The sequence below is a fragment of the Stenotrophomonas maltophilia R551-3 genome (genome assembly GCF_000020665.1).
Taxonomy (GTDB): domain Bacteria; phylum Pseudomonadota; class Gammaproteobacteria; order Xanthomonadales; family Xanthomonadaceae; genus Stenotrophomonas; species Stenotrophomonas maltophilia_L.
On record NC_011071.1, the window covers coordinates 2254272 to 2273576 of the forward strand.

A 19305-nucleotide genomic window follows, 5' to 3' on the forward strand; every position below is an offset into this window, starting at 1 on the left:
GAGTGCTCCCCATGTCCATGCTTCTCGGTACGTTGATATCCATGGCTGCGCCTGCGACCGGCGGCGGCCCGGCCAGCGGTAATCTGAGCATAACGCCTGCTGGCAGCGCATCGTCCGTGGCGGGCCCCGCTGACTACTTCACCGGCAACGTGCGCATCGACGGCGGCTTCCAACGCCCTGCGCCGGCACGCGTAGGCGGTGCAACGGTCACCTTTGAGCCCGGCGCACGCACGGCCTGGCACACCCACCCGCTGGGCCAGACCCTCATCGTGACGGCAGGCGTGGGCTGGGTGCAGCAGTGGGGTCAGCCACGCCAGCAGATCCGTCCGGGTGACACCGTGTGGATCGCCCCGGGCGTGAAGCACTGGCATGGCGCAAGTGCCGCAGTGGCGATGACCCACATCGCAATTGCCGAGGCGGTGGATGGCAGCCCGGTGACGTGGCTGGAGAAAGTGAGCGACGAAGAATATTCGGAGATGCGCGAATGAAAACGCTGCTGCTTTCTCTGGTCCTCGCGACCATCCCCCTCACTGCAGTTGGACAGGACATGGCCCACGGCGCGGACAACTTCTATCACAGCACTCAGCTCACCAGCGAGAAGGTGCGCTTCAACAACCAGTACCACATGCAGATCGTCGGCAATCTGTACGTACCGAAGAACCGTAGGCCTGGGCAAGCATTGCCCGCCATCATCGTGGGCCATCCCATGGGTGCGGTGAAGGAGCAGAGTGCGGATCTCTACGCACAGAAGCTGGCTGAACAAGGTTTCGTGACCCTGGCTATCGACCAGTCATTCTGGGGTGAAAGTGCGGGCGAGCCGCGCAATGCGGTTGCGCCGGACATCTATGCCGAAGCCTTCAGCGCAGCCGTCGACTACCTGGGCACGCAGCCACAGGTGGATCGCGAACGGATCGGCGTGCTTGGCATCTGTGGCAGTGGCAGTTTCGTGATCAGTGCGGCCAAGATCGACCCGCGCATGAAAGCCATTGCTACAGTCAGCATGTACGACATGGGCGCTGCGAACCGCAGTGCCCTCAACCGCTCGCAGAGCGTTGAGCAGCGCAAGGCCGTGATTGCTGCCGCCGCGCGCCAGCGTTGGATTGAAGCTGAGGGCGGCGCCGCACAGTACACCTCTGGCACCGTGCATGTGCTTGAGGCAGACACCCATCCGATCCAGCGCGAGTTCTACGACTTCTACCGAACGCCGCGTGGCGAATTCACGCCGGCCGGCTCATCACCGCAGCTCACCACCCACCCGACGCTGACCAGCAACGTGAAGTTCATGAACTTCTATCCGTTCAACGACATCGAGACCATTTCGCCGCGTCCGATGTTGTTCATTTCGGGTGATCAGGCGCATTCAAAGGAATTCAGTGAGGAGGCCTACCGACTGGCGGGACAGCCGAAGGAACTGCTGTGGGTGAAGGGTGCGGGCCATGTGGATCTGTACGACCGCACCGATCTGATTCCCTTTACGGAGCTGGGGGCGTTCTTCCGGAAGCGCTTGGACGGAAGCATGTGACAGGCCGACGCCCCCTTGCCCTCACCCTGTCCGAAGCATCGCCACCAGCAACCCCATCAGGGCACTCCCCGCCGCCAGACTCAGCCACACCTTCCCAACACTGCGGGCGCTGAAAACGCCCACAGCAACGGCAATGAACAGCACGAACCCCAGCAGTGAACTGGCCAGGACCGAAACGGCTGTCCTTACCCCTGCCAGCACGGGCAACAACAACGCCAGTGCCGTGGCCGTAACGGCAGTGATCAGGTATCCGCCCAGCGAGGCGGCCAGCACACGGCTCGCCACCTGCCAGCGATAGGCCGCTTCCCGCCCGGCCGGAGGCTTGGCCGGGCGCGCCGCCTCCGGCGCCCGTGGCCAGCGGCGCTGCAGCTTCAGGGCCATTCTTGCCAGCATCAACCCGAATGCCAGTGCGACCAGCTCCACGCCGGCCTGCTGCCACGCGCCCCGCTGCAGATACATCAGCAGCCCCTGACCGGTGGTTGCCATGTTCACCAGCGGCAGTGCCAGGCATAGCGCTGCGGCCAGCCACAGCTGCTCGATCCAGGCCAGGCGAGGTGGGCGCCAAAGCGCGTGCAGCACCGAGGCAGCGCAGGCCGCAAGAAAAATGCGTATTTCCCACGCACTGCGACTGCTCATTTCCAGTGGCAGCAACCGATTGCCATACAGGTAGACGATGCTTGCCAGCGCCACCCCAGCCAGCGATGCGACGTTGAACGCTTCCACGCAGCGATAGATGCCCGCCGTGGCCGCGCCGAACTCGTGCTCGCTGCGCTTGCGCCGCTTGATCGAGAACAGCAGCGTGCCAATGGCGATCATCGCCGTGCCGAGCAGACCGCTGATGAAGTACAGCCACTTCATCGGCCAGCCGCCAAAATCGGCCTTGTGCAGTGCTTCGATGGTTTCGTGCACCTGTACGGCGCCAATGGCATGCGGATGTGCGCCATGCTGTTGCAGCAGCGTGCCGCTGGCAGCATCGAACGCCGCCCGGCTGGTCTCGGTCAGGAGATGCCTGCCCGCGCCCCCCTCCGGCTTGCGGCCGATCACCTCCACCACGCTGTGCACGGTGCCGGGCGCCTGGATCACGACCAGTGCCGGTGGCTGCCCGCTGATGGCGTGCGCGCGTGCCAGCAGTTGCTGCAGGTCCGGTAGTTGCGCGGTGGATACCAGGATGCCGGGCGGAGCTGGTTGCATAGGCGCCAGCTCGGCTTCGTAGCGCGCATAGGCGTCATCAGCATCGCCATAGGCCGCATGCACCGGCCACGGCAGATAGCTGCTGTAGAAGAAGGTCAGCCCGGTGTAGCCGATCATGAACAGGAACGGCAGGGTCAGCACGGCACTCAGGTTGTGCGCATCCAGCCAACTGCGCTGTCCCTTGCCCGGGCGGAAGGTGAAGAAGTCCTTGAAGATGCGTTTATGCACCACCACGCCGGACACCAGCGCCAGCAGCATGCAGGCGGTGATCCAGCCGACCAGCCAGTAGCCGGCCATGCCGCCGTGCAGGGTGTAATGGAACGACATGAAGTGGCGCCCGCCTTCGGTCTCCCGAAGACGAGGTGGAGGCTGTGGCATGCCGGTGCCGGCATCCACCCAGCCTTCGTGCCCCGTGCCGTCGCCATCCTCCCATGACAGCTCCAGCGGCCAGCCCTGCTGGACAGGCCAACGGATCTGCCATTCCCGGGCATCGGCAGCGTTTGCAGCCAGCCAGTGCTGCGCACGTACCGCCTGCATTCCCGTGTCCACCGCCGGCGAGGAGACCGGCACGGGGCCGGCCTCCATCCATCGCGTGATCGGCTCGCGGAACACGCTGAGCGTGCCGGTCAGGAAGATCGCGCACAGCAGCCAGCCACAGGTAAGGCCGCACCAGGTGTGCAGCCACGACATGCTCTGCCGGAAGCCCGCTTTCATGCCTGCCCCGTGGCGGGCAGGCCGTTGCCCCGCCGGTTGCGGAAGATCACAGCGAGCCGCGCAGCGTCAGCATCACATTGCGGGGTTCGCCAAAGAAGTTGCCGCGGCGGATCTGGCTGATCATCGCGTAGTAGCGGGTGTCGAACAGGTTGGCCACGTTGACGCCTACGCTCCAGCGCGGATTGATCCGGTAGCCGGCCCGCAGGTCCCACACGGCACGTCCCGCTGCGCCCATGCGCCAGTCCGGGTCGTCGTAGGCCGGATAGGAATAGCTGCTCTGTGCCGATACACCGCCGCCCACGGAGAACGCGTTCCACTTGCCCGGCAGCTGGTAGGACGTCGATAGGCGCAGCAGGTGGCGGGGCGTCTCGGCGCTGATGGTCGCGCCCTCATCATCGCGGCTGGTGACGTGGGTATAGCCGGCCATCATCTGCCAGCCAGGCGCCAGTTCGCCGCTGGCTTCCAGCTCAAAGCCCTTGCTACGCAGCTTGCCGCCATTGCGGTAGCAATCGGACGACGCCAGCGAGCCACGGCAGCTGCCCGGGTCGGATTCGTCCACCACGGCGTTGCCGGTCTTGCGGATGGAGAACACCGCGGCGGAGACATTCAGGCGGCCATCGTTCAACTCACCCTTCACGCCCAGCTCGTAGTTGGCGCCGATGGCCGGATCCAGCACCGAGCCGGACGCGGTGACATACGAGCTCTGCGGCTGGAAGGTATCGGCGTAGCTGGCATAGACCGACCATTGCGGACCCAGGTCGTAGACAAGGCCGGCGTACGGGGTGAATTCGTGCTTCTGTTCGTAGTCGCGGCTCTTGGCGCCGGTGAAGCCATCGCTGGACTGGTACTTCACCCAGCTCAGCCGGCCACCCAGCGTGAGGTGCAGCGGTTCTGCCAGCTGCAGGCGCAGGTTGCTGTACACGCCGCTCTGCTGGGCGCGGGCGTTTTCTGACCAGTCCCACGCGGGCTGCAGCGGCTGCGCAATGGCGCTGTGGTCGGGTGCGTAGACATCAATCGGCACGTCGATGGCCAGGTCCGCCGAGCTCTGGCGGGTACGCTGGCGCGACCACATGGCGCCCAGCAGCAGCTGATGGCTGCGGCCGAAGGCTTCGAAGTTGCCGGTGGTGTGCAGGTCGATGCCATCACTGCGCACGCGCGAGCGGTTGAAATAGATGTCATAGAAGCGCGAACCGATGCCGGTGGCGCGGTCCACCCCGCCCAGCGGAACTGCAACACGCTGGTCCAGGTCCGACTCGGTGCGGTTCACCGACAGGCGTGCCTTCCAGCGTTCGTTGAAGCGGTGCTCCGCCTCTGCAAAGGCTTCGTCAACGGAGCCCTCCTGCCGGTTCCAGTCCTGGATGAGCGAGGTGGAACGCTTGATGTCCAGCGCACCACCATCGGTGTAGCGCGGCAGGCCGAACAGCCAGTAGCCGTCGGTGTCACTGGCCTGATGGCGCAGGCCGAAGGTCAGCGTGGTATCCGTGCCCAGATCGGCATCGATCACCCCATAGGCCACCGGCGTCTTCGATGAGGTGCCCCGCTGGAAGTAGTCGCGGTCCTGATAGGCGGCGACCAGTCGGCCGCGCACGCTGCCGGTAGCATTGAGCGGGCCACCGCCATCCACCTCGACGCGGTAGTTGTCCCACGAGCCCACGGTTGCGGCCAGATCCAGATGAGCCTGGTCGCGCGGGCGCTTGCGCACCATGTTGATTGCTCCGCTGGGGTCGGCCGCACCCAGCATCATGCCACCGGCACCGCGCAGCACTTCAACGCGCTCCAGTACCGCGGTGTCGATCGGCAGCCAACCCACGGGGGCATACACGATGCCGGCCACGCCATCGACCAGATAGTTGCTGTCGTCCACGGTGAAGCTGCGGATCGAGAACTTGTGGTTGCCGAAGTTGCGGGCGGTCTTGGTCACACCCGTGGTCTGCGCCAGCGCCTCGTCCAGCGTGGTGAGGTTGCGGTCGTCGAGCTGCTGGCGGGTGATCACGCTGACCGACTGCGGGGTCTGGCGGATGCTCTGCCCCAGCTTGCCCAGGCTCAGTTCACGTGCCGTGTAAGCGCCATCGCTTGGGGCATTGGCGGTCACGTTCACCGTCTGCAGGGTGGTCTGGGCATCCTTGCTGCGCGCAGGTGTTGCTGCTTCCTGGGCCAGGGTGAACACGCCCGGACGGGTGGCATTGACACGCACGCCACTGCCCTCCAGCAGGCGCACCAGTGCTTCCTGCGGCGTGTAACTGCCGCTCAAGGCCGGAGCGCGACGGCCGGCCACCGCCGATTCGCTGAACAGCACCTGCTGCCGGGACTGCTCGGAAAAGCGGCGCAGTGCGGCATCCAGCGGTTGCGCCGGAATATTGAACTGCACGCGCGCAGCCGGCTGCGCCTGTGCAATGGCCGGCGCTGCCAGCGCGCTGGAAATGCACAGTGCCAGCAACGGCAGCCGCTTGGCGTGTACCCCCGTAGAGAACGCGCCAGCAACAAGTGCGCGCTTGATCTTCATGTACCCCATTACCGCTCCATCATGCTTGGCCGCTACTGGCCTCACTGGGGTAAACGGAAAATGGCGGTGGGGTGGGAACCCTCGCCGGAAGAAATTTTCGTTCCGGCGTCAGCGGGCGACGGGCCGCTCGTCGATGCGATAGCCGCCCTGGGCAGTGCGCGTTACCTGCACCGGCAACAGATCCGGCAGTGCTTCCAGGAAGGTGGCCGGGGCATCGGTGGCTGCGTAGCCGGAGACCGGCAGGAACTTCAGCCCTGGCTGGCCCAACGTGACGGGATGGCCCAGATACTGCCCCACCTCCTGCGCCACTTCGTCCAGCGGGGTGCGCCGGAACACCAGGCGTCCATTGCGCCAACCGCCAATGCTGTCTGCGCTTGCGGCGATGGGGCGATAAGCAGCGGTGAGCGTGGTAACGGCCAGGCCCTGTTCGGCGTGCAGGCTGACCGGCGAGGCACCTTCGGCGCGATCCGGCTGCACCCGCACGTGCCCATGCAGCACCTTGACCACGACTTCGCCCGGCCCATTGCGCACATTGAAGGTCGTGCCGACCACCGTCACCCGGCTGCGCTGGGCATCGACGGTGAAGGGACGGTCGGCCGCCGGGGCGACCTCGAAGAACGCCTCGCCCTGGCTGAGCACTACTTCACGGCGGGATCGATAGAAATGCACGGCCAGCGTGCTGCGTGCATTGAGCGAAATCCGTGAGCCGTCCGGCAATTGAAGATCACGTATCTCGCCCGCGCCGGTGGCCACGTCCTGTACGTAGCTGGGCGCGGCGTACCAACCGTAGCCGAGGTACCCCAAGGCCAGCATCGCCACGGCCGCAGCCGCCGCAACGCGTGGCAGGCGCCACGAGCGTGCGTGCCGCACCGCCCTGCCCCGTCGTTGAATGGCAGGTACTGCTGGGGTGATCACCGCACGCGCGTCCGAGGCCAGCACGGGGCGCGGCAGCTGGCCGAGGTCGTCCCAGGTTCTGGCCACGTCGGCGAACGCCTGTCGGTGCGCTTCGCTCTCGGCCAGCCAGTGCTGCAGGGCCGCCTCATCCTTCGGTTGCCAGGCCGCATCCTGCCGCCGCACCAGCCACGCGGCGGCCGCCTCATGCAGGGCAAACGGGTCGGAACCTGCGGCAGAAGGGAGATCGGTCATCGGCAGGGAAAATCAGCATCGATGGCAGGCGCCAACGCCTTGCCTGTCCCACTGGGTTGATGCAGTTCCTGCATCTGTGCCAGAGACGCATAGCGTACCCGCACTTCGCAGTAGGCAACCGCTCGCGACAGGTGCTTGACCACCATGCGGCGGGAGATCTGCATGCGATCGGCAACGTCCTCCTGGGTCAGTCCATCGAAGCGGCAGAGCACGAAGGCCTCGCGTTGACGCTCCGGCAGCTCGGCCAGCGCTTCTCGCAGGCGTTCCAGGCGCTGCCGCTGGGCGCTGAGCTGCAACGGGCACTGTGATTCATCGCTGGCGATGGCCTGGACCGCATCCTCGGCGTCTGCCAGCGGCAGCGTCTGGAGACGGCGGCCTGCGGTGTGCTCACGATATTCATCGGCCACGGTGTTCATCACCGTTCGCCGGAAATAGGCGCCTTGCTGGTCGCACGAGGCCAGTGCAGGGTTTGCCGCCAGCCATTTGACTGCACCGTCGTGCAGGGCGTCCTCACCGTCCGCACCTCTGACACGCGCAAGGCTGCGCAGAATGGGCCCGCGCCAGCGGGCATAGGCTTTCGCAAGGAGGTTCCCACCCATTGGCGAGGCGTCTTCCGGAATGCCTGCCTCCGTGGACGAGGCCCGATCCGCGTTGCTGCCCGTGCCCCGGCCTAGCGTGGACACATCACCCTCAGGGCAAATGCCTGCGGTCTGCACAGGTGGGGCGGGGAATTCACGTTGGGAGCCGGAGTTCTGGCCGCTACAAGCGGCGGAAGGGTTGGGATGCCGCAAGTGTAGTGAGAGTCATTTGCAATTGGAACTCCCTACCCCCTCCCGTTCCTGCAGCCGCGGTTCGGATGAAGCCTGGGAGCTGGGGTGAAGTGCGCGGCAGTTGCGCCCTCCGGGAAGCTGCCGTGATCGCACCATTGGCGCGACGAACTCCACCGCCTCAATCGCGAACCGGCCTGCAAGCGCCTTCGCGTGACCGTCCGGGGTGTAGCTTTTCCGGATGTCCCTCATATCGGCTTCGTCGGCGAGCAGCAGCAGTGCTACCTGCCTGCCAGTGCCTGCGTCGATCGCCTCGATCTCGAGGGAGAGCTGCCCCTTGCTCACCGGTCCCATCAGGACCGATGTGGCAATGTTCAGGCCGACAGACACCTCCTTCACCGAGGTGATCCTTGCAAGCAGCAACAGCCCCGTTCCCGGCCGCCCTGCCCCGCTCCAGCCCAGGCGCCTGTCGATCTGCCGCTGCAGCTGACTGCTTACGGCAGCCTTGAGGCGATCACCGACGCCCGGGCTCAGCGTTGCAGCTACCTCTGGCATCAGCAGGACGGGGGCGAGAGTCACCGTCTGGAAGTGCCCGTGCGTGCTACCCGCCGGCACGATCTCCATCCGACGCTCCCCGTGGATGCTGAGATCTGCATAGGTCCTGGCCTGGTTTGACCTGACCACATGCACCGGACTGCATGCGGCCAGCAACAGCATTCCCACTCCTGCGAGGAGCCGCGGAACCCGCCGCCACAAGCTGCCTTCCGCGACGCGTCCGGAACCGGGTGTTCTCGCCAGAGTGGCAGTTCGATCGCCGCCTGATGAATGACGACGGCAGCAGGGAATTGCAGAGTGCATGACTTTCACAGGTTGAGTGGAACGGAATCAATCGAGGTCGAACATCCCCGATGTGCGAGGCTTGCCTTGGCCGGTCCGGAATGCCGGGCCCGACGATTTCAGGGTGTCGGCAGGATGTCGGCAATCACCAATGCAACATGTGCTTCGGATCGAACAGCACGCACGACACTGCCATGATGATCACGACAAGCACCGCGAATCCTGTGGCAATGGCGCCTCTGAGAAATCCAATTCGGATGAGGATGTGCTTCAACAGGGCCACCTCGCCAAGCAGCAGGACAAAGAGAAGTCCTGCTTGTGCTGCGGCAAGCAGCGCATAGACCAATGCCCAGCACCCCCATGCGATGGCCGCCACACGAATGACGGACGCCGGAACGTCCATCAGCAGCCCCACCACGATCAGCATCGTCACCGCAATGGTGATCGTGCGCATGTTCTCAGCCACGTTCTTCAACGTGGCGCCTTCCCGCGCCAATCGATCGACCTCAAGGAATCTCGCCGCGAGTTTCGATTCAAACAGCCGTATGCGCTTCATGGTTCTACCCAGGTGAAGGAGGGGTGGCTGGAGAGGACTGCACACGCACTGGTGCAATGGACTACAGACGCGCAACCACCACCGGCAGCACGGCCCGGCGGCAGCCCCGACGTCAATGGGTGGCCCGGCCTCTACCGATGGCTGCCCGCCATGCTGGAACCACGGTGGATGATGTCTACCTGGATTCCCGGAACTCGGTTGGCAGGCAACCCGCCCAACGCTTGAATGCGCGGCGGAATGCACGGGCGTCGGAATATCCAACCGCGTCTGCAATTTCGGCGATGCTCAACTCTGAGTTCAGCAGGAGATCGCGGGCGCGCTCATACCTCGCTTCGTCCCGAATCTCCCTATAACTGGAATCCTGGCGGCTCAGGCGGCGGCGGAGCGTTCTTTCACTGACATTGATCAGGCTCGCAAGTTCGCTCTGCTTGGTCGTTGATTCGATATCACATCGAAGGTGGCTCGACAGGGATTCAACAATCTCATTGCGGCCCCCTCGCGTTGGAAGAAGTGAATCCAACTGCTCTCGGACAATTCTTGAATTGACCCGATCGAAACCGGGCAAGCGCGCGCTCAGCCAATGTGAGTCTATGGTCAGGCGATTGACGCCAGCATCGAAGCGGACAGGGCACTGGAAGAATCGTCGATAGACTTCAGGATCAGAGGGCTTGGGGAGTGAGAAATCAACCCTGAGTGGCGCGAATGATGGTCCAATCACGTATCTGCTGACCGCAACGAATCCGGCGAACGCGTCCTCGACCAGCACCGACTCCAGTTGAATGTCGAATCGTTTGAACCGGACTTCCATCCTCACTTCCCTTCCCACCTCCTCCACCGTGTGGATCAGCATCGAGCCGATGGCTTGCTGATGGGTGAGGCCGTACGTCAGTGCATCGCCGTAGGTCTCGCAGGTGAGCATTGCCAATCCGGGTACGCCCCAAGAAATGGGCGTCTGTCTGGCTCCCAGTGCCAGGCCCAGCGCAGGTTCGCCCAGCAAGCGCTCAGCCCGCATGAACAACTGGCGCATCTGGCGGTAGGACAGCCTCACGTCCCTCATTGATAGATCGCGATAAGTGAAGCCGAGCCCGCGGCATAGCTCTTCCGGAGAGAACCCCCGGTCCTCGACCAAGCCGAGGATTGCCCTCGCCCCGGTAGGCACTATCTCGGCAATCTGCGATTCGCTTGCGGCGTTTGGATCTTCAGAAGCCTGGAGACCGGCAGCATCCAGCGCGGGATCCTCGCCGGCGACAGGCCAGTCCTTGAATGCCGGCAAATTCTTGGGGATAGGGGCCATCACGTATTCGAAAGGTAGTGCGACGCCCACATAGTCGGGCCGCCAGGGGACCTGTTTCAACGTGGCGGACACATTCTGGCCTTTTGGGTCCCCTGCCCGACCTCCAATGTCCCTTTGAGGGCACCGACAGTAACCATGCCCTCACGTCGCTGACCAGATTCAGGCGGGAACGTCTCATGCGACGAGGGATCACCAGGCGAGCCATCTGTCCCAGTTGACCTGTTTGAGCCCCTGCGTGTCCATAACTGTCCTGTTCGTGGTCCAGGTGTCCCCCTAAATTTACGCCGCCTGCAGACCTGACTACACCGCGCTGGTCTGTGGAACTGACCACCCATACAAGGAATCGAACGTGAAAACCCATATGACCTGGTCATTGGTGCCTCGTCTCAGCGCGCTGGCCATTGCCCTGTCCGCGATGACGGGATGTTCCGATACACCAGAGAGCGGGACGGCAGAAGCCCGCACCGCGTATGTCGCCTCCGTTCGACAGGCTGCTGGCGATCAGCGCGCTTACATCGGCACCGTGCGTGCCACGCAGCGAGGACAGCTGTCCTTCCCGGTCTCCGGAAAGGTCTCCGCGGTACTTGTTGAACCGGGTGACGTTGTACGCAAGGGACAGGTGCTTGCTCGACTGGATCCGGTCCCCTTTGCCGCGCAGGAGGCGTCCGCTGCCGGCGACGTCGCACGCGCGCAGGCCGCACTGGACGAGGTCCAGCGACGCGTCGAGCGACTGGATGTTGCGCAGAAGGCTGATGCGCTAAGCCCGGCGGAGATGACCGCCGCGAAGGCCGAACTGGCGGCTGCCAATGCGGCTGTCCGCAATGCCCGCGCGCAGCACGAGCTCGCCGGCTGGTCACAAGGCGAAGCCACGCTGAAGGCAACGTTTGACGGAGTCGTGGCTGCCCGAAACGTTGAAGTTGGACAGTCCGTGGGCCCCGGCGCTGTTGCCATCCAGGTCGATGGTGCGGGTCGCGAGCTGTCTGTCGCGATTCCGGGCACTGCTCCCCTGGCTGTTGGGCAGGTGGTCAATCTGATCAGCGGCTCGGACACCGTGGCGAGCAAGGTGCTCCGTGTCGACGGCCGCGTTGATGCAGGCGGCGTGCGTACCGCATACATCGCAGTGCCCGAGGCGGCGACCGTGGGTTCGACCTGGTCGGTCCGGATCACAGGAACGGAAACAGGCCCAGCCAGGCTTCAAGTGCCATTTCGGGCTGTTCTGCCGTCTGCCGTTGGCGGCAAGGGCCAGGTGCTTCGACTGGCAAAGGATGGCAAGACGACCGAGCTGGCGGAGGTAGATCTGGGTCAGTATCACGGTGACTGGATCGAGGTGAGCGGGCAGATTTCCGCCGGTCAGCGCGTCGTGGTTGCGGGTGCCAAGGCCATCCGCCCGGGCACGCAGATCAAGCCTGTCGACATGAAGATGGGATCAGAACAATGAGCCTCTCGTCATTCTCATTGGCGCGTCCCCGCCTGACCCTGCTGGCGATCGTTGCGATCGTCCTCACCGGCCTCATTCTGGCGCTGGACTTCCCGTCCACTGAAGAGCCCCCCATCACCATTCGCACGGCGACGGTACTCAGCTTCATGCCGGGCGCCGGCGTGGACCGGGTCGAGCAGCTGGTCGCTCGCCCGATCGAGGAGAGCATTCGTGGCATGCCGGAGGTCAAGCGCATCCGGACGACTGTTCGTCCAGGCTTTGCGTTCACCTACGTTGATCTCTATCCCACCGTGGAATCGGAAAAGATCCCCATCGTGTGGCAGCGTTTGCGCTCGCGCATGGGGGACATCCAGAGCCAGCTTCCCGAGGGAACGATTGGCCCGGTCGTGGACGACGAATTCGGTCGGGTTGCGGTGATGACCATGGGCCTGACCGGCGATGGCTATAACGCAGGCGAGCTTCGGGCAGCGGCACGCCGCCTGCGCGATGAGCTGTTCCGGCTGCCCGGGGTGGAGCGTGTCTCGCTGCACGGCGTGAGGGACGAGCAGGTCCAGATCATCCTGGACGTGCCTTCCCTGGCTGCGCGTGGGCTCAACCCCAATGTGATTGCCGACGCGGTTTCCAGGCGCAATGTCATTGCGCCGGCAGGTTACGTCGAGATCGGAGGTTCGGAGATCGCGCTCAACGTGAGCGGTGACGCCGACAACCCCTCCCAGCTGAAGAGCACGCCAATTCCGCTGCCGAGGGGTGGCTCGGTGCCCCTGGGCGCCCTTGCGCGAGTGGAACGGGTGACCCAGGACCCGCCGATGACCGGTGCATTCGTCAATGGCACGCCGGCCGTGGTGATAGCGGTCTCCATGGCACCGGGACTCAACGTGGTGAGCTTCGCCGATCTGCTGCGAGGCGATGTTGAACGGCTTTCGGAAACGCTGCCGGCCGGCATGCAGCTTGTCCAGATCACGGATCAGGCCGAGGTTGTTTCCACCCAGCTGCTGCGCGTTGCCAAGGTTTTCCTGGAAACCCTGGCCATCGTCATGGCGGTCGTCGTCCTGTTCCTTGGAATGAGGACCGGCCTGATCGTCAGCGCCATCGTACCGACCACGGTGCTGGGAACAATGGCAATCATGAAGATCCTGAACATCGATCTGCACATGATCTCGGTGGGTGCAATCATCATTGCCCTGGGCTTGTTCGTTGACAACGCGATCGTGGTTGCCGAAGACATGGAGCGGCGGCTTTCGCTGGGTGAGACGCCGGACCAGGCTGCCGCTCACGCAGGCAGCACGATGTTCGTGCCGCTTCTGGTTTCTTCGCTGGCGATCATCCTCGCGTTCATGCCGCTGGCCATCTCCAGCACGGAAACCGGTGAGTATCTGCGCAGTCTCGGCATCGTGATGGCCATCGCCCTGCTGTTGTCACTGGTCATCGGCGTTACCCTGATTCCGCTGCTGTGCAAGCACTTTGCCCATCACCATGCCGAACTCAGCCGCACCGCACGCGCGGTCGAGCGGCTGACGGGCTGGTACCGTGGCAAGGTCCGCTGGATCCTCGGGCACAAGGCCATCTACATCGGTGTAATGGTTGCGCTGCTGGCAACCTCCGGCTGGCTGTTCACCACCGTCCCCAACGAGCTGATGCCGCCGTCCGAGCGCCATCAGCTGCAGATGGCCATCGAGCTGTCGCCGGATTCCAGCCCGGCCAATACGATGGCTGTTGCTCAACAGATCAGCAAGGTACTGGCCGACGAGAAGCTCGTTCCGGAGATCTCCAGCCATGCCCTGTACATGGGCGATGGTGGCCCACGCTTCATTCTGGCACTGAATCCCCCTACTCCCGCAGGACACCGCGCGTATGCCGTACTGTCCCTTGCGAAGGGCGTCAAGCATGAAGCGGCCATTGAGCGGCTGCGTTCTGTGATGGCAACACACTTCCCGGATGTGCGGGTGGAGCCCAAGCGGTTCTCGATGGGATCTTCGGATGCCGGCGTTGCGACGTTCCGCATCTCCAGCAGCGACGGCGCACATCGGATTGCCGCCGAGAAGCTGCTGCGCACGCTGCAGGACACGCCGGGGATGGTGGATGTATCCAGCGATGCCGAACGCCAGGTTGTCCAGCTTGATGTGGACGTCGATCAGCCCAAGGCCCAGGCCGCAGGCATCAGCAGCGCGGACATCGCGAAGAGCATGGACATGCTGCTGACCGGCGCAACGATCTCCCGTTATCGTGAGGGCGACACCGTTCTCCCGGTCATCCTCCGCGGAGAGGCGGCACTGCGCACGGATATCGTGCAGCTTGAGGCACTCCCGATCCAGAAGGCGGACGGCAGCGGAAGCGTGCCCCTGGGTCAGGTGGCCAAGCTTCGGTTGGCGCCGCAGCTGTCTTCAATCCAGCGAGTGAATCAGGCGCGGGCAGTCAGCGTGCTTGCAAAGAGTTCCGAGCTGACGGCCCAGGGGATCGCGGACAAGGTCGAGCCACTTCTTTCCGAATTCCGCAAGCAGGGCGTGCGGGTTGAGCTCGGTGGCGAGATCGAAGAAAGCAAGAGTGCCAACGAGGGCATCGAGAAGCTGCTCCCGCTCTGCCTTGCTGCCATGTTCCTGTTGTTCGTATGGCAGTTCGAGAGCATCCGCAAGAGCTTGATCGTCCTGGCGAGCATTCCGTTCGTGGTCATCGGCGCGACCTTGGCACTCAAACTGAGTGGTACCAGCCTGACCTTCATCGGAACACTTGGGCTGCTCGCACTTGCCGGCATCATCGTCAACAACGCGATTCTGCTCATCGATGCGATCGACGAAGGCCAGCGCGATGGCTTGCCTCCTCTCCAGGCCATTGAAGAGGCTGCGGCAAAGCGCTTGCGGCCCATCGTCATGACCAAGATGGTCTGCATTCTAGGCCTTGTCCCGCTGCTGCTGTTTGGCGGCTCCATGTGGACCAGCATGTCGATCGTGATGATCGGCGGCCTCGCCCTTGGAACGCTGATCACGCTGGGTCTCATTCCAGCGCTGTATGCCGCGCTCTACCGCATTCACCCGACCGAGGAGGCATGATGATGTCTATTGGAAATCGAGTTGCCTGCCTGTCGATTGCTATGCTTGTGGCTCTGTCTTCTGGCTGCGCCTCTGTGGCCCCCAGGACCGGGATCCCTGACGCCGCAGCCCGGCATCATGTGGGCCAGGCACCCACGCCGGCGGCGCTGGATGCGGATGTCCTGCCCGGGACGCCCAACAGGCAATGGTGGAAGGACTTCTCCGACCCCAACCTGGATGCGCTGGTCACCCTGGCCATGCGCGGGAATCATGACCTGAAGTCTGCCCTTGCCGCCGTGGTGGAAGCGCGCGCACTGGCAGGCGCGGCGCGCAAGGACTATCTGCCGAGCGGTGCGCTGCAGGTCAAGGCCGAAGCCATGCAGTCCGCCCAGATCGAAGCGGATCCCTATCGCCAGGATCTTCCCCGGCCCCCTTCCCAGAGGCTGCTGTCCGCTGGACAGATGTTCTCCTGGGAACTGGACCTGTTTGGGCGCATAGGCACCGCCGCAGCCATGGCCGATCGCAAGGCCGATGCCGCGGCGGCTGACGCGAGGTCAGCGGCCGCAGTGCTCCAGGCCGAGGTTGCGAAGAACTACTTCCTGCTCAGGATGGACCAGATCAGCCTGTCCTCTCTTGATCGGGAGGTTGGCCTCAGCGAGGCCCGCGTTGCGCGAGTGAAGGCCCGGTATGCGGCCGGGCTGGTCGATCGCAGGGAGGCACTTGCGGTCGAATCCGAACATGCCGAGCTGGTAGCGCAGGAGGCGGCAACCGTTACCCGGCTGCAGGCGGACAGGGCCGCATTGGCGGTTCTTGCGGGCCGCTCGCCGACCGCGCGGGACGACACCTGGGAGGCGTTGCTGGCCCCGACTCCACTGCCGGCCCCGCCGGGTCTTGCATCGCTTGCGCAGCCGACCGACCTCCTGGCGCGGCGGCCTGACGTCGCCAAGGCCGATGCACGACTGCGGGCAAGCCTTGGCAACGTCGTACTCGCCGAGCGCGCGCACCTTCCGCGCCTCACACTGAATGTCTTCGGCGGCATCCTTGCACCGTTCGGTTCGCTGGGCGATTCCAGCGCAAAGCGCTTCTCGGCCGGCCCGGAGCTTCAGTGGGAGTGGCTGAGCTTTGGCCGGAAGAAGGCCAGGGAGGAAGCGGCGCGCGCCGGCAGCGATCAGAACTGGCATGCGTTCGAGCAGACCGTGCTGACTGCGCTGAAGGAGAGTGAGGACTCCCTGCATGCGTGGACGAGCTCCCAGGTCAGGATGCAGCAGGCGGTAAATGCCGAGGCACTCAGCAGCAGATCTTCGGCCTATGCCTCTTCCCGCGTGGACGCTGGAATCGAACCGAAGGATGCCGGCCTGCAGCAGCAGGCGCTGCACGAGAAGGCGCGCAGAGAGCTTGCGGCGGCACAGGCCGGGCTGCTGATGGCCCACGTGCAGGTGCAGCTGGCACTGGGGGCATGGCAGCCCGAGAAGGGGGACCCGGAGATTGAAATCGGCAGGCCCAACGCTTCCCGGAAGAGCGCCGAAAGCGAAGCATCCGCGGCGCATCACTGACTGCCTCGAACGGCAACCCGCCAGGCCGTACCGACCTGGCGGATCGTTCGTCGCCCGCTACATGAGGAAAACTCTCTTGAACGCTACCCACAGTTCGTCCGTACGTGTGCCCGGCATACTCATCCGCGAAACGGCAGCGCTTATCGTCCGCAATGGTCGGTCGTCGGTGACCGTCAGTGAGATTCTTGAATGCTCGGGCGTCAGCCGTGGCGCGATGTTCCATCATTTCTACTGCAAGCAGGATCTCATCGACGCCACTTTCTCGTGCTGGCTGCAGAACTTCAATCATGACGTGGAACGGAGAATGCGTGCCAACGGGCTCCGCCCCGGCGCATTCACCCACGCCTACGTGGAATCGGTGGTCGAGGGCTGCAGGCGGCACGACGTTGCAATGCTCTCGGCCCTGATCATTCGCCTGGACCTGACCCAGGTATCCGCGTCGCAGTGGATCGAGTGGATGAAGAAGAAGCTCGCCACCGATCTGTCCGAGGCGGACGATCCCGCGCTGAAGTCTGCGCGTCTCGCCGCCGATGGTCTGTGGCTTGGCTCACTGTCCTGCCCTGCCCCCACCAATGAACCGAAGATCGACATTCAAGCGCCGCAAATCCCGGTGCAGCGCTGTGGCCATGGCCCGTCCCATCGCTTTGTCTAAGGACGATCAGGACGCGCGGCCGCGCGCTCATCGAACAGCAAGGATGCAACCGTGCCATGGCTAGAAGAACCAGGGAGGATGCACACGCCACGCGTGAGAGGATCCTCGATGCCGCACTGGTGTGCCTGCTGCGCCATGGGCCCGCGGGCGCCACGCTGGAGCTGATCGCCACCGAGTGCGGCCATTCGCGCGGCGCGATCTACTGGCACTTCGGGTCCCGTCAGAACCTGCTGGGTGAACTTTCCGCGCGAGGGCGGCCAGATGCACCCGAAGGACTGCGGGAGGCCGCCATCCGGCAGTGTAATGACCCGTTCAAGCTTCTGTTTGCGGACCTGGTCAGAGTCTTTGATCACACGCGTCGTACCCCACGCGTTCGCCGGACAGTTGAGCTTCTGCTGCGCTCTGGCGCATCACGTGAGCTCGGCGGCCTAGGCGACGTGCTTGCAGCGTGCGCGATGCCGGAGGTCCGCATGCTGGAGCTTATATACCAGCGTGCAGGAGCACTGGGCCAGCTCCGTGAGGGCGTTGATACAGCCACTGCGGCGCGCAGCCTTCATGCGATCGCGGTCGGTGTTCTGCTGGGATCAATCCTGGAGCCCGGCATCCTCGACCTGGAGATGGGCGCGGCACGCACCGTGGAAGACCTGCTCAGGCTGCACATGGCTGTTCCCTTCGCGACTGCCGGAACGTGGTTCACCCCATGTGCGGGCTGAGCCGGTTCCTCATCGATCCACTTCGCCGAACACAATGTCATAGGTGCCAATCATGGCGACGACATCCGCCAGCATGTGGCCCCTGACGATTTCATCCAGTGAGGAGAGATGGGCGAAGCCGGGGGCACGCAGGTGCACCCGGAATGGCTTGTTGGCGCCATCGGAGATCAGGTAGCAACCGAACTCGCCCTTGGGCGCCTCGACCGCTGCGTAGGTTTCACCTGCCGGCACCTGGTAGCCCTCACTGAAGAGCTTGAAGTGATGGATCAGCGCTTCCATGTCGGACTTCATCTCCTGCCGGGACGGCGGCGCCACCTTGAAGTTGTGGAGCATCACCGGGCCGGGGTTGGCGCGAAGCCAGTCGACACATTGCCTGATGATGCGGTTGGACTGTCGCATCTCCGCGACCCGGCACAGGTAGCGGTCATAGCAGTCACCGGCGGTGCCGACCGGAATGTCGAAGTCGACAGCATCGTACTTCGCGTAGGGGCGCTTCTTCCTCAGATCCCATGCCACGCCCGAGCCTCTCAGCATCACCCCGGTCATGCCCCACTCCATGGCCTGCTGCGGGCTCACAACGCCAATGCCCACCGTGCGTTGCTTCCAGATTCTGTTGTCGGTGAGCAGGGTTTCGTACTCGTCAATCCGGTTCGGGAACTCGCGGGTAAAATTCTCGATGAAATCGAGCAGCGACCCCTCCCTCGCGGCATTCAACCGCCGCAGCTGCTTCCCCGTCTTCCAGCGCGACTCCTTGTACTTCGGCATCTGCTCAGGCAGCTCACGGTACACGCCGCCTGGGCGATAGTAGGTGGCATGCATTCGAGCACCGGATACCGCCTCGTAGCAGTCCATCAGCTCTTCGCGTTCCCGGAACGCATAGAGCATCACGGCCATGGCGCCCAGGTCCAGCGCGCCTGTTCCGATGTTCATGAGGTGATTGAGGATCCGGGTGATCTCATCGAACATCGTGCGGATGTACTGTGCCCGGATCGGCGCTTCGATTCCCAGAAGGGTTTCGATCGCGCGTACGTAGGCATGTTCATTGCACATCATGGATACGTAGTCCAGCCGATCCATGTAGCCGATGGACTGGTTGAAGGGCTTGGACTCCGCCAGCTTCTCAGTGCCCCGGTGCAGCAGGCCCACATGCGGATCCGCGCGCACGACTGTCTCGCCATCCATCTCAAGCACAAGGCGCAGGACCCCGTGGGCCGCGGGATGCTGGGGGCCGAGGTTCATCACGTAGTTCCGGATCTCGGTATCCCGGCGACCATCGCGCATGGGGGCGGGACCGCCCGCCATCGTCCTTTCAGTGTTCATCCAATAGCTTCCGTAGACCGAACGCATTCAGCGGAAGTGCTTAATGCTCCAAGCGTCGATGCTACTTCGACGTGGA

15 protein-coding genes are annotated in these 19305 nt (G+C 64.1%); 7 read left to right on the forward strand and 8 right to left on the reverse strand.

Translation table 11 applies throughout. The features are described from left to right. The first annotated feature begins 11 nt into the window (after window positions 1-11). Window positions 12-488 (forward strand): (R)-mandelonitrile lyase, encoded by a 477-nt coding sequence (locus SMAL_RS10285; RefSeq protein ID WP_012511075.1) that lies wholly within the window; start codon window positions 12-14, stop codon window positions 486-488. Further along, window positions 485-1522, forward strand: coding sequence for an alpha/beta hydrolase (locus SMAL_RS10290; protein ID WP_012511076.1), 1038 nt, complete (start codon window positions 485-487; stop codon window positions 1520-1522). The genes SMAL_RS10285 and SMAL_RS10290 overlap by 4 nt, the downstream gene beginning before the upstream one ends. A gap of 21 nt (window positions 1523-1543) precedes the next feature. Here SMAL_RS10290 and SMAL_RS10295 read toward each other — a convergent pair whose 3' ends face one another. The 7 genes from SMAL_RS10295 to SMAL_RS10325 all read right to left on the reverse strand — a co-directional run bounded on the left by SMAL_RS10295 (window position 1544) and on the right by SMAL_RS10325 (window position 10530). Further along, window positions 1544-3427, reverse strand: coding sequence for a PepSY-associated TM helix domain-containing protein (locus tag SMAL_RS10295; RefSeq protein WP_012511077.1), 1884 nt, complete (start codon window positions 3425-3427; stop codon window positions 1544-1546). A 46-nt stretch (window positions 3428-3473) separates the two neighbouring features. Beyond that, window positions 3474-5930, reverse strand: a complete 2457-nt coding sequence (locus tag SMAL_RS10300; protein ID WP_232053915.1) for a TonB-dependent siderophore receptor — start codon at window positions 5928-5930, stop codon at window positions 3474-3476. Window positions 5931-6038: 108 nt separating this feature from the next. Beyond that, the gene (locus SMAL_RS10305; protein WP_012511079.1) at window positions 6039-7076 is read right to left on the reverse strand and encodes a FecR family protein; all 1038 of its coding nucleotides are present in this window, start codon (window positions 7074-7076) and stop codon (window positions 6039-6041) included. Continuing rightward, the gene (locus SMAL_RS10310; protein WP_012511080.1) at window positions 7073-7759 is read right to left on the reverse strand and encodes an RNA polymerase sigma factor; all 687 of its coding nucleotides are present in this window, start codon (window positions 7757-7759) and stop codon (window positions 7073-7075) included. Before SMAL_RS10310 ends, SMAL_RS10305 begins: the two co-directional genes overlap by 4 nt. A gap of 120 nt (window positions 7760-7879) precedes the next feature. Beyond that, window positions 7880-8560 (reverse strand): DUF3313 family protein, encoded by a 681-nt coding sequence (locus tag SMAL_RS10315; RefSeq protein WP_012511081.1) that lies wholly within the window; start codon window positions 8558-8560, stop codon window positions 7880-7882. A gap of 265 nt (window positions 8561-8825) precedes the next feature. After that, window positions 8826-9236: a hypothetical protein gene (locus SMAL_RS21185; RefSeq protein ID WP_012511082.1), complete on the reverse strand. Its 411-nt coding sequence runs from the start codon at window positions 9234-9236 to the stop codon at window positions 8826-8828. 175 nt (window positions 9237-9411) lie between these two features. Then, on the reverse strand, window positions 9412-10530 hold the full coding sequence (locus tag SMAL_RS10325) for an AraC family transcriptional regulator (RefSeq protein WP_263010003.1): 1119 nt from the start codon (window positions 10528-10530) through the stop codon (window positions 9412-9414). A 349-nt stretch (window positions 10531-10879) separates the two neighbouring features. Between SMAL_RS10325 and SMAL_RS10330 the strand changes: the two genes are divergently transcribed. From SMAL_RS10330 to SMAL_RS10350, 5 genes are all read left to right on the forward strand, one after another. Next, window positions 10880-11968, forward strand: coding sequence for an efflux RND transporter periplasmic adaptor subunit (locus SMAL_RS10330; RefSeq protein ID WP_229298123.1), 1089 nt, complete (start codon window positions 10880-10882; stop codon window positions 11966-11968). Continuing rightward, complete coding sequence (locus tag SMAL_RS10335) at window positions 11965-15012, forward strand: efflux RND transporter permease subunit (protein WP_012511085.1); 3048 nt, start codon at window positions 11965-11967, stop codon at window positions 15010-15012. Before SMAL_RS10330 ends, SMAL_RS10335 begins: the two co-directional genes overlap by 4 nt. A gap of 119 nt (window positions 15013-15131) precedes the next feature. Beyond that, the gene (locus SMAL_RS10340) at window positions 15132-16544 is read left to right on the forward strand and encodes a TolC family protein (protein WP_232274020.1); all 1413 of its coding nucleotides are present in this window, start codon (window positions 15132-15134) and stop codon (window positions 16542-16544) included. Window positions 16545-16620: 76 nt separating this feature from the next. Then, a complete protein-coding gene (locus SMAL_RS10345; RefSeq protein WP_232274021.1) occupies window positions 16621-17196 on the forward strand; it encodes a TetR/AcrR family transcriptional regulator in 576 nt (191 codons plus the stop codon). A gap of 56 nt (window positions 17197-17252) precedes the next feature. After that, window positions 17253-17909: a TetR family transcriptional regulator gene (locus SMAL_RS10350; protein ID WP_012511088.1), complete on the forward strand. Its 657-nt coding sequence runs from the start codon at window positions 17253-17255 to the stop codon at window positions 17907-17909. Window positions 17910-17918: 9 nt separating this feature from the next. Here the strand turns inward: SMAL_RS10350 and SMAL_RS10355 are convergent, their stop codons facing one another. Beyond that, a complete protein-coding gene (locus SMAL_RS10355; protein WP_087943711.1) occupies window positions 17919-19211 on the reverse strand; it encodes an NADH-quinone oxidoreductase subunit D in 1293 nt (430 codons plus the stop codon). Between the last annotated feature and the right edge of the window lie 94 nt (window positions 19212-19305).

Bases quoted from the DNA above. Each gene is read 5' to 3' on its own strand.
- SMAL_RS21185 (WP_012511082.1), bottom strand. From the start codon at position 9,236: ATGAAGCGCATACGGCTGTTTGAATCGAAACTCGCGGCGAGATTCCTT.
- SMAL_RS10305 (WP_012511079.1), bottom strand. From the start codon at position 7,076: ATGACCGATCTCCCTTCTGCCGCAGGTTCCGACCCGTTTGCCCTGCAT.
- SMAL_RS10295 (WP_012511077.1), bottom strand. From the start codon at position 3,427: ATGAAAGCGGGCTTCCGGCAGAGCATGTCGTGGCTGCACACCTGGTGC.
- SMAL_RS10335 (WP_012511085.1), top strand. From the start codon at position 11,965: ATGAGCCTCTCGTCATTCTCATTGGCGCGTCCCCGCCTGACCCTGCTG.
- SMAL_RS10290 (WP_012511076.1), top strand. From the start codon at position 485: ATGAAAACGCTGCTGCTTTCTCTGGTCCTCGCGACCATCCCCCTCACT.
- SMAL_RS10355 (WP_087943711.1), bottom strand. From the start codon at position 19,211: ATGGCGGGCGGTCCCGCCCCCATGCGCGATGGTCGCCGGGATACCGAG.
- SMAL_RS10325 (WP_263010003.1), bottom strand. From the start codon at position 10,530: ATGGCCCCTATCCCCAAGAATTTGCCGGCATTCAAGGACTGGCCTGTC.
- SMAL_RS10300 (WP_232053915.1), bottom strand. From the start codon at position 5,930: ATGAAGATCAAGCGCGCACTTGTTGCTGGCGCGTTCTCTACGGGGGTA.
- SMAL_RS10285 (WP_012511075.1), top strand. From the start codon at position 12: ATGTCCATGCTTCTCGGTACGTTGATATCCATGGCTGCGCCTGCGACC.
- SMAL_RS10350 (WP_012511088.1), top strand. From the start codon at position 17,253: ATGGCTAGAAGAACCAGGGAGGATGCACACGCCACGCGTGAGAGGATC.
- SMAL_RS10315 (WP_012511081.1), bottom strand. From the start codon at position 8,560: ATGCTGTTGCTGGCCGCATGCAGTCCGGTGCATGTGGTCAGGTCAAAC.